General features: G+C 59.4%; 12 protein-coding genes. 3 read left to right on the top strand and 9 right to left on the bottom strand.

Annotation, left to right across the window (positions count from 1 at the left end; translation table 11 throughout):
• Positions 1 to 70 precede the first annotated feature (70 nt).
• Positions 71 to 1,132: a ribonucleotide-diphosphate reductase subunit beta gene (locus K6117_RS02080; RefSeq protein WP_221792104.1), complete on the top strand. Its 1,062-nt coding sequence runs from the start codon at positions 71 to 73 to the stop codon at positions 1,130 to 1,132.
• A 371-nt stretch (positions 1,133 to 1,503) separates the two neighbouring features.
• Here the strand turns inward: K6117_RS02080 and K6117_RS02075 are convergent, their stop codons facing one another.
• The 7 genes from K6117_RS02075 to K6117_RS02045 all read right to left on the bottom strand — a co-directional run bounded on the left by K6117_RS02075 (position 1,504) and on the right by K6117_RS02045 (position 10,967).
• Entirely contained in the window at positions 1,504 to 2,520 is a 1,017-nt protein-coding gene (locus K6117_RS02075) for an aldo/keto reductase (protein WP_221792103.1), read from the bottom strand.
• Positions 2,521 to 2,590: 70 nt separating this feature from the next.
• The gene (locus tag K6117_RS02070; RefSeq protein WP_221792102.1) at positions 2,591 to 2,881 is read right to left on the bottom strand and encodes a DUF1905 domain-containing protein; all 291 of its coding nucleotides are present in this window, start codon (positions 2,879 to 2,881) and stop codon (positions 2,591 to 2,593) included.
• A gap of 2 nt (positions 2,882 to 2,883) precedes the next feature.
• Entirely contained in the window at positions 2,884 to 4,563 is a 1,680-nt protein-coding gene (ettA, locus tag K6117_RS02065; RefSeq protein ID WP_221792101.1) for an energy-dependent translational throttle protein EttA, read from the bottom strand.
• Positions 4,564 to 4,718: 155 nt separating this feature from the next.
• Positions 4,719 to 5,093, bottom strand: coding sequence for a VOC family protein (locus tag K6117_RS02060; protein WP_221792100.1), 375 nt, complete (start codon positions 5,091 to 5,093; stop codon positions 4,719 to 4,721).
• 31 nt (positions 5,094 to 5,124) lie between these two features.
• The gene (locus tag K6117_RS02055; RefSeq protein ID WP_221792099.1) at positions 5,125 to 6,234 is read right to left on the bottom strand and encodes an S-(hydroxymethyl)glutathione dehydrogenase/class III alcohol dehydrogenase; all 1,110 of its coding nucleotides are present in this window, start codon (positions 6,232 to 6,234) and stop codon (positions 5,125 to 5,127) included.
• 16 nt (positions 6,235 to 6,250) lie between these two features.
• Positions 6,251 to 8,524 (bottom strand): DNA topoisomerase IV subunit A, encoded by a 2,274-nt coding sequence (gene parC / locus K6117_RS02050; RefSeq protein ID WP_221792098.1) that lies wholly within the window; start codon positions 8,522 to 8,524, stop codon positions 6,251 to 6,253.
• A gap of 178 nt (positions 8,525 to 8,702) precedes the next feature.
• A complete protein-coding gene (locus tag K6117_RS02045) occupies positions 8,703 to 10,967 on the bottom strand; it encodes an NADP-dependent malic enzyme (RefSeq protein ID WP_221792097.1) in 2,265 nt (754 codons plus the stop codon).
• 181 nt (positions 10,968 to 11,148) lie between these two features.
• Here K6117_RS02045 and mutS point away from each other — a divergent pair, with 181 nt between their 5' ends.
• On the top strand, positions 11,149 to 13,782 hold the full coding sequence (gene mutS, locus K6117_RS02040) for a DNA mismatch repair protein MutS (protein WP_246604758.1): 2,634 nt from the start codon (positions 11,149 to 11,151) through the stop codon (positions 13,780 to 13,782).
• A 3-nt stretch (positions 13,783 to 13,785) separates the two neighbouring features.
• Here mutS and K6117_RS02035 read toward each other — a convergent pair whose 3' ends face one another.
• Positions 13,786 to 14,352: a J domain-containing protein gene (locus tag K6117_RS02035; RefSeq protein WP_221792096.1), complete on the bottom strand. Its 567-nt coding sequence runs from the start codon at positions 14,350 to 14,352 to the stop codon at positions 13,786 to 13,788.
• A gap of 82 nt (positions 14,353 to 14,434) precedes the next feature.
• Positions 14,435 to 15,181 carry a helix-turn-helix transcriptional regulator gene (locus K6117_RS02030; protein ID WP_221792095.1) on the bottom strand — a complete coding sequence of 249 codons (747 nt, stop codon included), beginning with the start codon at positions 15,179 to 15,181 and terminating at the stop codon, positions 14,435 to 14,437.
• A 191-nt stretch (positions 15,182 to 15,372) separates the two neighbouring features.
• Here K6117_RS02030 and K6117_RS02025 point away from each other — a divergent pair, with 191 nt between their 5' ends.
• A complete protein-coding gene (locus K6117_RS02025; protein WP_221792094.1) occupies positions 15,373 to 16,092 on the top strand; it encodes an N-formylglutamate amidohydrolase in 720 nt (239 codons plus the stop codon).
• Positions 16,093 to 16,128 lie beyond the last annotated feature (36 nt).

The raw sequence follows: 16,128 nt of genomic DNA, 5'->3' as shown, positions 1-16,128 counted from the left end.
ATCCTCGCACCCATTTTCAATGTCTGGTTGGGCATTGATGACATCCAGTTGATAAGTAGGAATAGCCGCCATGTCCCTTCTCGAAGCCCGCACCCAGTACAAGCCCTTCGAATATCCATGGGCTTATGATTTCTGGAAACGTCAGCAGCAGATCCACTGGATGCCAGAGGAAGTGCCGCTGGGCGAGGATTGCCGCGACTGGGCGCAAAAGCTGACCGATCATGAACGCAATCTGCTGACCCAGATTTTCCGCTTCTTCACCCAGGCGGATGTCGAGGTGCAGAATTGCTATCATGAAAATTATGGCCGGGTGTTCAAGCCGACCGAAGTGAAGATGATGCTTGCGGCATTTTCCAACATGGAAACGGTCCATATCGCCGCGTACAGCCATTTGCTCGACACTATCGGCATGCCCGAAAGCGAATATGGCATGTTCCTTCAATATAAGGAAATGAAGGACAAGCATGATTATCTGAGCACCTTCGGCGTTGATACCGACGAAGACATCGCCCGCACATTGGCGATGTTCGGCGGCTTTACCGAAGGTTTGCAGTTGTTCGCATCGTTCGCGATGCTGATGAACTTCCCGCGCTTCAACAAGATGAAGGGCATGGGCCAGATCGTCACTTGGTCGATCCGCGATGAATCGCTGCATTGTGAAGGCATTACCAAGCTGTTCCATGCGTTCGTCAAGGAACGCGACTGCCTGACCAAAGCGGTCAAGGAAGACATTATGGACTGCTGCCAGAAGACGGTGCGTCTGGAAGATGCGTTCATCGACCTCGCGTTTGAACAAGGGCCGGTGCCGGGCATGAACCCGAAGGAAATCAAGAAGTACATCCGCTATATCGCGGATTGGCGTTTGGGCCAGCTTGGGTTCCAGCCGATCTACATGATCGACGACCATCCGCTGCCTTGGCTCGCGCCGCTGTTGAACGGCGTCGAACATGCCAATTTCTTCGAAACCCGCGCCACCGAATATTCCAAGGCGGCTACGCGTGGCACTTGGAACGATGTCTGGGACAGCTTCGACCGCCGCAAATCGGCCAAGCCGAACAATGATGTCGTGCAGGAAATGGCCGAAGTGCCGGAAGTCGACATGTTCGCGGCGGCAGGTGTCGCTGCGGAGTAAGGTTTGATCCGGGGCGGTCGCCCCGGATCGCTGACAATCGAGGGGCGCGGGATTATTCCTGCGCCCTTATTTGTTACGGCGTTATCAAGCTGTCATTTGGCGTGAATCTAGCTGAAGCGCTCATGCGTTCTTGATCTAAATCAAAGCCTTGCCTTAAGCTCTTCGGCAATATTCTCCGCGTCAGCGCCATCATCGCAAGAGGGCGCGTAGTGGAGAGATATCATGACACCTGAACTGATGCAGACCGGCGTGATTGTGCCGGTAGTGACAGCCGCTGCCTTTGCGGTGGTTTTGCTTTTTTGCTCGATCGAGGATGCGTTTCGCAAACGCTGACCTCTGTCAAAGTGGGCGGCCAGCGTTGATCGCTGGCCTCATCCCATCGGATAGCGGATGTCCTTCGACACCGCATCAATCGCGGTCAGCACATCCTGTGGCAGAATGACATCGGCTGCGGCGAGGATTTCCGGCATCTGATCGACATGGGTGGCCCCCACAATTGTGGAGGCGACGAAATCATGTTGCTTCGACCATGCGACAGCAAGGGTGACGGGCGATAGGCCCGCGTCTTGCGCGATTGCCATAAAGCGTTCGGTTGAAGCCAATGTCCGTTCGTTGACGAAGCGATTGGCCATTGCCTGCTGGCGCGGCGCGAGGCCTTGATAGGCGGTGAAGCGGCCATCTTTGGGCCATGCGCCGCCTTGATATTTGCCCGATAATACCCCGCCTGCAATCGGCGAATAGGGGATGAGGCTCACCCCTTCGCGGCGGCAGATATTCGCGAGTTCATCTTCGAACCGGCGATTGTTGAGGCTGAAATTATTCTGGATCGTCTGATACCGCGCGGTGCCGAGACGTTCGGCGGTCGCGAGGCTTTTCATCAGGCCCCAGCTATTTTCATTGGAACATCCGGTAATCCGAACTTTGCCCGCGCGCACCAGTTCGTCGAGCGTGTCCATGATCTCATCTTGCGGCGCGTCCGGGTCCGGCCAATGGGTCTGGTACAAATCGATATAATCTGTGCCGAGCTTGCTGAGCGACCCCTCAACCGCGCGGGTGATATTGTGGCGGTCGAGCGCGGTCATTTCGCCCCGCAATGGCGCGTTGATCCAGATATGGCTCGGCCCCGCAACCTTGGTGGCGAGAATGATGGAATCGCGGTTCTTGGTTTTCAGCCAGCGCCCGACGATGTCCTCGGTCAGGCCGACATAACGGGCGTGGACGGGGACGGGGTACATTTCCGCCGTGTCGAAAAAGTTGATCCCGGCATCATAAGCCATGTCCATGATGCGAAAGGCCATGGCTTCATCGGCTTGACTGCCGAAGCTCATCGTTCCCATGCAAATATCGGAAACGTTGATGGCGCTTTTGCCGAGACGCTTGAACTGCATATATGATGCCTCCCTGTGAATCTGCCCGTGTTGTAACGCGGCATTTCACAAGCGCAATGGGGAGGGCGGATTAGGCGAGGTCGAGGGTGAGGGTCACTTCATCGCCTGCCGCTATATCTTCGCGGCGGCGGACATCGGCCTTGATCGGGAGGATATAGCCGCCGGTTTTACGGTCCGGAAATACCGAGGTCTGCCAGCGGGTCTGGCCGATCTGGACGGACACTTTGACCGACCCGAAACCGCCACGCATGCCCACGCTTTGCAGTTTGATCTCGACGGCCTGTTCAGGCGGGATCGTCAGGAAATGCCAACTGCCCTTGCCCGGATTCCACATCCAGACAAAGGCAGTGACTTCTAGCATTTTTAGCGCGTCAGCTTTTTATAAGCGAGGCGGGTCGGGCGGTCCGCCGCATCGCCGAGGCGACGGCGCTTGTCTTCTTCATAGGCCTCGAAATTGCCTTCGAACCATTCGACATGGCTATCGCCTTCAAAGGCGAGGATATGGGTTGCCAGACGATCGAGGAAGAAGCGATCGTGGCTGATGACCACGGCGCAGCCCGCGAAGTTTTCGAGCGCGTCTTCGAGGGCGCGCAGGGTTTCGACATCAAGATCGTTGGTCGGTTCATCGAGCAGCAGCACATTGCCGCCCTGTACCAGCATCTTGGCCATGTGGACGCGGTTGCGTTCACCGCCCGAAAGCTGGCCGACCTTCTTTTGCTGATCGACGCCCTTGAAGTTGAACGCGCCGCAATAAGCGCGGGTCTGGACTTCATGCTTGCCGAAATAGAAGCGTTCATTGCCGCCGGAAATTTCTTCCCAGACATTATGGTTCGGGTCGAGCGCATCGCGCGACTGATCGACATAGCCGAGCTTGACGGTGTCGCCGACTTCGATCGTGCCGCTGTCCGGCTTTTCATGGCCGGTGATGAGCTTGAACAGAGTCGATTTACCCGCGCCGTTCGGCCCGATCACGCCGACGATGCCGCCGGGGGGAAGGGTGAAGCTCAGATCTTCGAACAGCAATTTATCGCCATAGGATTTGGTCAGATTATGCGCCTCGATCACCTTGCCGCCGAGACGGGCCGGGATCTGGATCAGAATCTGCGATGCGCCGGGGCGACGATCTGCCTGCTTTTCAACCAGTTCATCGAACGCCTTGATACGCGCCTTGGACTTGGTCTGGCGGGCCTTGGGCGATTGGCGAATCCAGTCGAGTTCTTCGCGGATCGCCTTTTGACGACCGGCTTCTTCGCGATCTTCCTGATCGAGGCGCTTGGCCTTGGCTTCGAGCCATTGCGAATAATTGCCTTCGAACGGCAGGCCGCGGCCACGGTCGATTTCAAGCACCCAGCCCACGACATTGTCGAGGAAGTAGCGATCGTGGGTGACGAGAATGACGTTACCGGCATAGTTGATCAGATGCTGTTCCAGCCAAGCGACCGATTCCGCGTCCAAATGGTTGGTCGGTTCATCGAGCAGCAGGATTTCCGGCTTTTCCAGCAACAAGCGGCACAAGGCGATTCGGCGCTTTTCACCGCCGGACAGATTATCGACGGCCCAATCGCCCGGTGGGCAGCGCAAGGCTTCCATCGCGATTTCGAGCTGGTTGTCGAGCGTCCAGCCGTCCACGGCGTCGATCTTTTCCTGCAACGTGCCCATTTCTTCCAACAGGGCATCGAAATCCGCATCTTCGGGCGGGTCGGCCATGATGTTCGAAATTTCGTTGAAGCGATCCATCATGTCGGCAACGTCGCGCACGCCGTCCATGACGTTTTCCTTGACCGTCTTGGTCAGGTCGAGCTTCGGCTCCTGCGCGAGATAGCCAACGCGCACGCCTTCACCGGCCCAGGCTTCACCGGTATATTCGGTGTCATAGCCGGCCATGATCTTCATGAGCGTGGACTTACCCGCGCCGTTCACGCCGATGATGGCGATCTTGGTGCCGGGCAGGAATTGCAGGTTGATGTTGTTGAGCACCGGCTTTTGCGCGCCGGGGAAGGTCTTGGTCAGACCCTTCATGACGTAACTATACTGGACGGCCATTCGGTCGGACTCCGGATCAATAGAATATATGAGGTTGCGCGCTCCCTAGCGGATCAGGGGCCGTTTTGGGAAGGAAATTATGCGTCCGGGTCGATGTCTTGGGCCGCAGGAGGTGCAGGCGATATGGCCTGCACCCCTGAATTAATACTGTAATATTACCACAAGCCGTGGAAAGCGCAGATCTTGTTGCCGACAGGGTCGCGCAGATAGGCGCCATAGGCGCCGCCTGCGCCAGCGCGTGGGCCGGGCGCGCCTTCGCAAGTGCCGCCATTGGCAAGGCCAGCGGCGTGGAATGCGTCCACGGCTTCGGCGCTTGGCGCGACAAAGCCGATGGTCCCTCCATTGGCAGCGGTCGCCGGTTCGCCATTGGCCGGGATCGTCACCAGCAGCCGCCCGGTCGGGGTCGAATAGCCCTGCATCCGTTCGCCAAGGCGGCCCATATTGTCGATGCCCAAAGGTGTGAGGGTCGCATCATAGAATTTCTGCGATTCATCAAGGTCGCGCGCGCTGACGCAGATATGGGTGAACATGATTATCCTCTCTTTGTTGTTGATTGGGGGATCAGAATATCACGACCGAGCGGATCGACTTGCCCTCATGCATCAGGTCGAAGCCCTTGTTGATGTCTTCCAATTTCAGCACATGGGTGATCATCGGATCGATCTCGATCTTGCCGTTCATATACCAATCGACGATTTTCGGCACATCGGTGCGCCCCTTGGCCCCGCCAAAGGCCGAGCCTTGCCAGACGCGACCCGTGACCAACTGAAACGGGCGGGTGGAGATTTCCTTGCCCGCTTCCGCCACACCGATCACGGTGGAAACGCCCCAGCCACGATGGCAGGCCTCCAAGGCAGTGCGCATCACATCGGTGTTGCCGGTGCAATCAAAGGTATAATCGGCCCCACCATTGGTGAGTTCGACCAGATGCTGGACGATATCGCCTTGCACTTTCAACGGGTTCACGAAATGGGTCATGCCAAAGCGTTTGCCCCATTCGGCCTTGTCGTCATTGATGTCGACGCCGACGATCATATCCGCACCGACGAGGCGCGCGCCCTGAATGACGTTGAGACCAATGCCGCCCAGCCCAAAGACGATGACATTCGCACCCGGTTCGACCTTGGCGGTCTTGGTCACTGCGCCAACGCCGGTGGTGACTCCGCAGCCGATGTAGCAAGCCTTGTCGAACGGCGCGTCTTCGCGGATTTTCGCGACCGCGATTTCCGGGAGGACGGTGAAATTCGAAAAGGTCGAACAGCCCATATAATGGAAGATCGGCTGTCCCTTATAGGAAAAGCGCGTGGTGCCATCGGGCATTAAGCCTTTGCCCTGTGTTGCGCGGATCGCGGTGCACAGGTTGGTCTTGCCCGACAGACATGACTTACATTGGCGGCATTCCGGGGTGTAGAGCGGGATGACATGATCGCCCGGCTTGACCGAAGTGACGCCCGGGCCGACCTCGCGGACAATGCCTGCGCCTTCATGGCCGAGAATCGAGGGGAAGATGCCCTCGCTGTCCAACCCGTCGAGCGTATAGGCATCGGTATGGCAGATGCCGGTCGCCATGATTTCGACCAGCACTTCGCCCGCGCGTGGCCCTTCAAGATCGACCTCGACGATTTCGAGGGGTTTTTTCGCCTCAAAAGCAACGGCGGCGCGGGTCTTCATCTTGCTGGTTCCTTACTTAAAACCGATTGTCGCGGGGGAAGCCCATCGGCGGCATCCGGCCTGCGGCCCCGCGCGCGACGCGCCATGGGGTCAGGTCTTCTTCCGTCCTCGTGCGCCCCTGTTCGCCGCCCATCGGCCAACTCAACCCATCGGCAAAGCGGATGGATTTGGCATCGGACAGGCCGCCATCGCGATATTTTTGCAGCGCCACGCCTTGGCCGCGCGTCATTTCCGGCAATTCGTCCAAGGGGAATACGACGAGTTTGCGATTTTCGCCGATGACCGCGACATAATCATCCTCCGGCTGGATCGGCTGTACGATCTTGAGGGCCGCATCACCCTTGAGATTGACGACCTGTTTGCCCTTGCGGGTTTCGGCGATCAATTCGCTTGTTTGCGCGACAAAGCCACGCCCATCGGAGGATGCGAGCAACAGGCGGGGAGAGCGCGCCGCCGGGAACAAGGCGACAATCGCGGCCTCGCCCTCGATGTCGACCATCAGCTTGACCGGCTCACCAAAGCCGCGCCCGCCCGGCAGGCGATCCGCCGCCAGCGTATAGAAACGGCCATTTTCGCAGGCGAGCAGCAATTTATCGGTGGTTTGCGCGTGGAATGCAAAGGCGGGGCCATCGCCTTCCTTGAATTTCATCGCATCGGCATGGCCAAGGTCGCCATGGCCCTTCATCGCACGAATCCATCCGCGTTGCGACATGATGACGGTGATCGGTTCCTTTTCGATCATCGCTTCCAACGGAATGTCACGGGTCGGCGCAGCCTCGGCTACGCTGGTGCGGCGTTTGCCGAGCGCGGTTTCCGGGCCATAGGTCTCACGCAATTTTGCGAGGTCGCGCTTCAGGCGGGTGCGCTGGCGGGCGGGGCTTTCGATCAGCTTGACCAGTTCCTCGCGCTCTTTTTCCAGCTTGTCGCGTTCGCGGACCAGCTCCATTTCTTCCAGCTTGCGCAGGCTCCGCAAGCGCATGTTGAGAATGGCTTCGGCTTGGCGATCGGTCAGGCCGAATTCGGCGGACATGATCGGTTTTGGCTCGTCTTCCTCGCGGATGATCTGGATTACGCGATCAAGATTGAGGAACGCAATGATATAGCCCGCGAGCAGTTCTAGCCGATCGTCGATCTTCGCCAGCCGATGTTCGGAACGGCGGACCAGCACATGAATCTGATGGTCCAGCCATTCGCTCAACACTTCCCGAAGGCTCATCACGCGGGGCGTGCGCTTGGCATCGAGGACGTTCAGATTGAGCGAGACGCGGACTTCCAATTCGGTCAGCTTGAACAGGCTTTCCGCCAGCATATCCGGCTCGACCGACCGGCTGCGCGGTTCCAGCACGATGCGGATTTCCTCATCCGATTCATCGCGGACATCGGCGAGGATCGGCAGTTTTTTGTCGTTGATCAGGATCGCAATGGCTTCGATCAGCTTGGATTTCTGCACCTGATACGGGATTTCGGTGATGACCATCTGCCATGTGCCACGGCCCTGATCTTCAACATGCCAGCGCGACCGCACGCGAAATGCGCCGCGCCCGGTGGCATAGGCCTCGGCGATGCTCGCGGGGCTATCGACCAAGATCCCGCCGGTCGGCAGATCGGGGCCAAGCACATATTGCATCAGCGCGGCATTATCGGCCTGTGGTTGGTCGATCAGCAGATTGCAGGCGTCGATCAGTTCCGCGACATTATGCGGGGGAATCGAGGTCGCCATGCCGACGGCGATGCCGCTTGCGCCATTGGCGAGGAGATTGGGAAACAGGCCGGGGAAGATTTCCGGCTCTTCTTCTTCGCCATTATAGGTCGGGCGGAAATTGACCGTGCCTTCATCAAGGCCGAGCATCAATTCATTCGCCGCCGCCGTCAGCCGCGCCTCGGTATAGCGCATCGCCGCCGCATTATCGCCGTCGACATTGCCGAAATTGCCCTGACCATCGACCAAGGGGTAACGCAGCGAAAAGCTCTGCGCGAGGCGGACCATCGCGTCGTAAACCGACTGGTCGCCATGCGGGTGATATTTACCGATGACATCGCCGACGACGCGGGCGCATTTCTTATAGCCGGAGGCCGGGTCCAGCTTGAGCAGGCGCATCGCCCAGAGCAAGCGGCGGTGGACCGGCTTCAACCCATCGCGCAAATCGGGCAGCGAACGGGCGGTAATGGTGGAGAGCGCATAGACCAGATAGCGATCGGACAACGCGCTATCAAATGGCGCGTCGATGATCTGATTGAAGGGATCTTGTTGATCTGGGGTGCCGGCTGGCGGGTCGATTACATCGCTCATGGCCGAACTGATAGCAGCGATATTCGCGGATGGCGAGGGGGAGAACGTCGCGAAATAGCTGAGTTTCTCCCCATAATGCCAAGCGGCTGAGATGCGGACGCATCACCGCTTGGAAATGCTCCAGCGCCGCACGGGTTTCACCCCATGGCGATGAAGATCATCGCCATGGGGCATAAGGTTACTTTGCGATGCCGCCTGCGGCCAGCACAGCCAGCGTCACCAATTCCGATGCATTGGTGACCATCGGCGCGATCTGCACCGCATGCTCCATGCCGACCAGCATCGGGCCGATCACCAGATCGCCGCCGAGTTCGCGCAGCAGCTTGGCTGAGAGATTGGCCGATTGCAGCCCCGGCATGACCAGCACATTGGCCGGGCCGGTGAGGCGGCTGAACGGGTAATTTTTCTGCATGATCGGATTGAGCGCAACGTCCGGCGCCATTTCGCCTTCATATTCGAAGGTCGGTTGACGCAGATCGAGGATCGAGACGGCCTCGCGGATTTCATCGAGCCAGCTACCTTCGGGATTGCCGAAGGTGGAATAGGACAAAAAGGCGACGCGGGGTTCATGGCCCATGCGCCGCGCCACCGCAGCGGTCTGTTCGGCGATATCGGCCAGCATTTCCGCCGTCAGGCTTTCATTGACGGTCGTATCGGCCATGAACACCGTGTGGTTTTTGCCGACCAGCACATGAATGCCGAACGGGAAACGACCCGGCGCCGGATCAAGCACGCGGCGCACTTCGCGCATGGTCTGCGAATAGGTGCGGGTCACGCCCGTGATCATCACATCGGCATGGCCCATTTCAAGGAACAATGACCCGAAGATGTTGCGGTCGTTCTTGACCATGCGGTCGCAATCGCGCCGGGTATAGCCGCGGCGTTGCAGGCGTTCATAGAGCCGGTCGGTCATTTCCGCGACCAGTGGCGAACGCCGACTGTTCTGCAATTCGAAGCCCTCGGGATCGTCGATGCCCAGCGCCTTGAGCTTGTCGAGCACTTCGTCACGCCCCAGCAGCACGGGAATGCCACAGCCGCCCTCACGGAAGGCGATGGCGGCGCGCAGCACGACTTCTTCTTCGGCTTCGGCAAACAGCACCCGTTTCGGATGGGCGCGCGCGGCCTCATAAGCGAGGGTCAGGACGGAGGTGGTCGGGTTCATCCGGCCTCGCAAGGTGGCGCGATATTCGTCCATATCCATGATCGGCTTACGGGCGACGCCAGTATCCATCGCGGCCTTGGCCACGGCGGCAGGCACGATTTCCATCAGGCGCGGATCGAATGGCGCGGGAATGATATAGGCGGGGCCAAAGGTCGGGGTCTTGCCGCCATAGGCTGCGGCGACTTCTTCCGGCACCTGCTGGCGGGCGAGATCGGCCAGCGCACGGGCGGCGGCGACCTTCATTTCCTCGTTGATGCAGGTCGCGCGGACATCGAGCGCACCCCGGAAAATGAACGGGAAGCCGAGGACGTTGTTGACCTGATTGGGATAATCCGACCGGCCCGTCGCCACAATTGCATCCGGGCGGACGGCGAGTGCATCCGGCGGGGTGATTTCCGGGTCCGGGTTTGCCATGGCGAAGATGATTGGCTTGTCGGCCATGTTCTTGACCATTTCCTGCGTCACCGCGCCCGCGACCGACAGGCCGAGGAAGACGTCTGCGCCGCGCATCGCATCATCGAGTGAGCGCGCATCGGTGATGGTCGCATGGGCCGATTTCCACTGGTTCATGCCCTCGGTGCGGCCTTGATAGATCACGCCCTTGGAATCACACATGATGACCTGATCATTAGGCACGCCCAAGGCCTTGACCAATTCGGTGCAGGCAATCGACGCCGCGCCCGCGCCATTCACGACGACCTTCAGGTCTTTCATCGAACGGCCCGTCAGATGGACGGCGTTGATGAGGCCGGCAGCGGCAATGATCGCGGTGCCATGCTGGTCATCATGCATGACCGGGATATTCATCCGCTCTTTCAATGCCTGTTCGATATAAAAGCATTCGGGCGCCTTGATGTCTTCAAGGTTGATGCCGCCAAAGGTCGGCTCCATCAGGGCGACGGCGTTGATGAACGCATCGGGATCTTCGGTCGCGAGTTCGATATCGATCGAATCCACATCGGCAAAGCGTTTGAACAGGACCGACTTGCCCTCCATCACCGGCTTCGATGCAAGCGCGCCGAGATTGCCGAGACCGAGGATGGCGGTGCCGTTGGTGATCACCGCGACGAGATTACCCTTGGCGGTATAATCATAGGCGCGGTCGGGATTTTCTGCGATGGCGCGGACGGGGACGGCAACACCCGGTGAATAGGCGAGTGACAGGTCGCGCTGGGTCGACATCGGCTTGGAGGCGATGATCTCGATTTTACCGGGGCGACCATGGCTATGATAGAGAAGGGCCTCGCGTTCAGAAAACTGCACGTTGGAGTCCTTGCTCATTCTTCAATCTCCGCACTATCAGTAATATTAGTCAGTCAATGACATCAGTCGCGCATTCCCATGCGCTTTCCGAACGCGAACGGCAAGGGCTTCGCAACGGTTTTCCGTATATAAAGCGTGAAATCAACTCAATTACGGCAGGGGTTTGGCGAAGACGGGACGTTCGACTATAGCAACCGACATGACCAAGACGGCCATTCCTGCATCCGCCCCGCAAACGCCCATGATGGCGCAATATCACACGCTCAAGGCACAGGCGGCAGACTGTCTGCTGTTCTACCGCATGGGCGATTTTTTCGAATTATTCTTCGATGATGCGGTCGCGGCGGCAGCGTGTCTGGATATTGCGCTCACCAGTCGTGGCGATGGCGTGCCGATGTGCGGCGTCCCGGCGCATAGCGCGGAAGGCTATCTCGCGCGGTTGATCAAGGGCGGGCATCGCGTTGCCATTGCCGAGCAAACGGAAACCCCGGCAGAGGCGAAATTGCGCGGGTCCAAATCATTGGTCGCGCGCGCGATTGTGCGGGTGGTGACGGCGGGGACGCTGACCGAGGACGCGCTGCTTGATTCGCGCAGCGCCAATTGGCTGGTCGCGGCCTGTCCGGTCGCGGGGCTATGGGGCGTGGCGGCGGCGGATATTTCGACCGGGCGGCTGGAATTGATGACGGTCGGTGAACATCTGGTCCCGGCAGAATTGGCGCGGTTGCAGGCGGCGGAGGTGATCCTGCCGGACCAATTGGAACTCGATGCGCTGGAGGGCATTTTATCGGGCGTGGTGCTGACCCGTCAGGATCGTCGCCGTTTCGATAGCCGGGTGGCCGAAGAGACGCTGCTGCAAATGCATGGGGTGGCGACGCTCGATGGTTTTGGCCAGTTCGACCGGCCCGCATTGGCGGCGGCGGGCGGGCTGCTCGCGTATCTTGATCGCGCAGGCCAAGGGCGTTTGCCATGGCTTGCACCGCCATCCAGCCGTCAGGCACATGATCGCATGCTGATCGACGCGGCGACGCGCGAAAGTCTGGAACTGGTCCGATCCAGCACGGGCGAGCGGCGCGGCAGCCTGTTGGACGCGATTGATTTTACCGTGACGGGTGCAGGCGCACGGCAATTGCAGGCGGATGTGTCGGCCCCGTTGATGCAGCAAGGCGAGATTGACGACCGGCTGGATCTGGTCGGCTGGTTTGTCGAGGACTCCCTGATCCGCGCCGAATTGCGCGGGGCTTTGCGCTCAATGCCGGATATGGGCCGGGCGGCGGGCAGGCTGGCGGCGGGCCGGGGCGGGCCGCGCGACCTTGCCCAGATTCGCGATGGGCTGGATCTTGCGGCGCGGCTGCATGGGCGATTGCGCGCACCGCGCGACCTGATATTGCCGCCCTTATTGGCGGGATTATTGCCAAGTCTCATCGGCCATGGTGAACTGATCGACCTGTTGGCGCGGGCCTTGGTGGCCGAGCCGCCATTGGATGCGGCGCATGGCGGTTATATTGCCGAGGGCTATGACCCGGCGCTTGATGCGCTGCGGAGCGCAGGCAGCGACGGGCGACGCGCGATTGCGGTGCTGGAGCAGCAATATCGTGACCGCACCGGCATCGCGGCGCTGAAAATCCGCCATAACAATGTCCTTGGCTATCATATCGAAGTGTCGGCCAAGAACGCCGATCCGTTGATGGCAGCGGATAGCGGCTTCACCCATCGCCAGACCTTGGCCGGGGTGGTCCGCTTCAATGCGCCCGAATTGCATGAAGAAGCGATGCGCGTCGTGCAAAGCGGTTCCCATGCGGTGTCGGCAGAGGCCGCGCATCTGGAGGAACTGACCGATCAGGCCTTGCGCCGCGCCGCAATGATTGCGGCGACGGCGGATGCGCTCGCCCGGCTCGATGTCGCATCGGCCTTGGCGGAAGGGGCGGCGCAGGGCGGCTGGTGCCGGCCAATGATGACACAAGAGCCGATTTTCACGGTTGAGGCCGGGCGGCATCCGGTGGTCGAACGCGCCATCGCACAATCGGGCGCGCGCTTTGTCGCCAATGATGTCGCCTTGGGCGATCCATCGCGGCTGTGGCTGGTGACGGGGCCAAACATGGGCGGTAAATCGACCTTTCTCCGCCAGAATGCGCTGATCGCCGTGTTGGCACAGGCGGGCAGTTTCGTGCCTGCCCAATCGGCGCATCTGGGGGTGGTCGACCGGCTGTTCTCGCGCGTGGGCGCGTCGGATAATCTCGCCAAGGGGCGGTCGACCTTCATGGTCGAGATGGTCGAAACCGCCGCCATTCTGTCACAAGCGACACCGCAGAGCCTCGTTATTCTCGATGAGGTCGGGCGCGGTACATCGACCTATGACGGGCTGGCGATTGCATGGGCGGTGGTCGAGGCGGTGCATGAGGTCAATCGCGCGCGCTGCCTGTTTGCCACCCATTATCATGAACTGACCCGGCTCGCGGAAACGCTGGATAGCCTGTCGCTCCATCATGTGCGGGCGCGGGAGCATAAGGGCGATCTCGTCTTGCTGCATGAACTGGCGGACGGTCCGGCGGATCGCAGCTATGGTCTGGCGGTCGCGCGATTGGCGGGCCTGCCTGCACCTGTGGTGGCGCGGGCGAAATCGGTGCTGGCGAAGCTAGAGGCGGGACGCGCGGCGACCGGCGGGCTGGCGGCGGGGCTGGATGATCTGCCCTTGTTCGCCGCATTGGTGGCGCCCGAGCCAGAGGAAAGCGATCCGTTGCGGTCGTTACTGGAAGAGGTGTCGCCGGATCAACTCAGCCCGCGTGAGGCGCTGGACCTGATTTATCAGCTAAAGGCGGCGCATCAGAGAGGCTAGGATTCAGTCGCCCTCGAAATCTTCGGGCATCAAATTGTTCATCGCCTCGCGCCGTTCTTCGGCCACGCGCAAGACATCATAAGCGGCCTGCGCCTGCTGGAATTTCAGCGATGCCGCCGGGTCATTCGGGGCGACATCCGGATGGCACAGTTTCGCGATCCGTCGCCATGCGAGCTTGGCCTCTTCAAAGTTGGAATCGCTCGACAATTCAAGAATTTCGAGCGCGATCATCTCGTCGCGTGATCGGCTACCATCGCCGGAACCGCCCCAGCCATAGAATTTCGATTCCCCATAGGCATTGGCATCGCGGCGTTCCTGCGCCTCGCGCTCGGCGGCTTCTTCCGGGGTAAGTCCCTGAAAATAATCCCAGTTGCGATTATATTCTGCGGCATGGGGCTCGCAGAAATACCAACGCGCGGGGTTGTTGGGCGCTTTGGGGGCCGGGCAATCGCCGCGCGAACCGCAACCGTAACGGTCGCACATGCGAACCTTGGTTGCGCCCCGCTCGCTGCCATAGCTGCGCCAGCGGGGGAAGCCCCAGTCATCACTTCGAGTTGGTTTACGCGCCATGATCGCGCCAATAATGCATTTGCGCACTCGAAGGGAAGGCCATTATCACCATCTTGTCATATTCACGCCCCATCGGTCCTTTTTACAACAGGTCGGCCAGTTCGAGATGGCCGTCAAATACGGCACGGATCAGTAATTGCACCCGCCGGTCCACTTGATAGGTGCGCCGCGCATTATCGATATATTCGGTGACGGTATCTTCTTTCAGGCCCAATATGCGTGCGATTTCCCAATCAGATTTCCCGCGCCCGAGCAGGAGGACGCAATCAAGCTGGCGTTGGGTGAGGGCGCAGCGATGGCGTTCTGCCAGCCGTTCTTCCTGCAAGATGCGGCGACCGGCCTCAAAAGCATAGCTGCCGATCAGATGCGCGACGGGCAATGCCTTGATCGGCATATCGCGGCCTGTGCGCACGGCGAAGTTGCATGAGCCATTAACCTCACCCGGAATATGGGCGGGAATGGTATAGCCATTGCCCAGTCCCTCGCGCGCCGCAGCGGCCAATATGTTGCGATGGCGATTGTTGACGGTAATGAATCGATCGATTTCGTCCCAGCGAAAGCCGGTCAGGCTATTCTGGCTGGCCAGCAGGATCGGATCATCCTTGAACATTTTCCGGCGCACGAACAGATCTGCCCAACAATCGGGATAGTTTTGCAACCAGATCGCACCGCCTGCCTTTCGTTCGACATCGATATGCTGAATCAGTGCGTAATTATCGAAGCCCATGTCGAAACATGCGGCTTCCAGCAGATTGTTCAGCGTATCGAGATCGGTCGCGCAACGACTGCTGTCGATGAATTTTTGCGCATAGCTGAAACTGGTGCCCACCTGCGCTCCCTCCTCATTGTGAACGAGCGAATGCAGTAAGGCCGAAGTGCATTTTATATTTCCAACGCATATGCAACACACGGAATCACCGATTCGCACGATAAAGATGCGCCATAATGGTGATATATCAAGCATTTCCTGCATAAGGGCGGATGGCGTGACATTTGGCCTAGGCGGACGGAAAATCGGGCATGACAGTTTTCCCGGCATCGCCTAAAGAAACGCATATGATTTTCGTTGCCGATCACGCTTCTCGCCACATACCCGATGACATCGATCTTGGCGTGCCGCATGGTGCGCTGGACACGCATATCGCGTGGGATATTGGCGTGGCTGAATTGGCGACCGCACTGGCCGATGCGTTTGAAGCACCGGCGCATCTTGGCCATGTGTCCCGCCTCGTGATCGACCTTAATCGCGAGGAAGACGCGCCGGGGTTAATTCCATCTGTTTCGGATGGAGTGCATATTGCGGGCAATATCGATTTGACGCCAGCAGAGCGGCAGGCGCGGTTGGCGCGATATTGGGAGCCCTATCACGAGAGCCTTGCCATATTGATCGATGAAATCCGGCCTTCCTTGCTTGTCTCGGTCCATAGCTTCACCCCCCAATTGGCGACCAGACCCGATGAGGCGCGGCCATGGGAAATCGGGGTGCTGTATAATGACGATGATCGCGCGGCGCGGATCGCCATTCCGTTGCTGGAGGCGGCAGGGGTGATGACCGGGGATCAACTGCCCTATTCGGGGAAATTGCTCAATTCGACCATGAACCGTCATGGCGAGGGCAATAATATCCCTTATCTCGGTCTGGAAATTCGTCAGGACCTATTGGCCGATGCGGCGGGCATCGAGCGCATGTCGCAATTGCTGTTGCCGGTTATTCGCCAGTGCCGCGACCGGTTGGGATAGATCGCCGGACCTGTTGATCCGGCGATCCAGTTCATC

This window comes from Alteraquisediminimonas sediminicola (assembly GCF_019740335.1).
Taxonomy (GTDB): domain Bacteria; phylum Pseudomonadota; class Alphaproteobacteria; order Sphingomonadales; family Sphingomonadaceae; genus Alteraquisediminimonas; species Alteraquisediminimonas sediminicola.
Note: the sequence above shows the minus strand (reverse complement) of the source record. Positions and strands in the feature narration are given on the sequence as shown.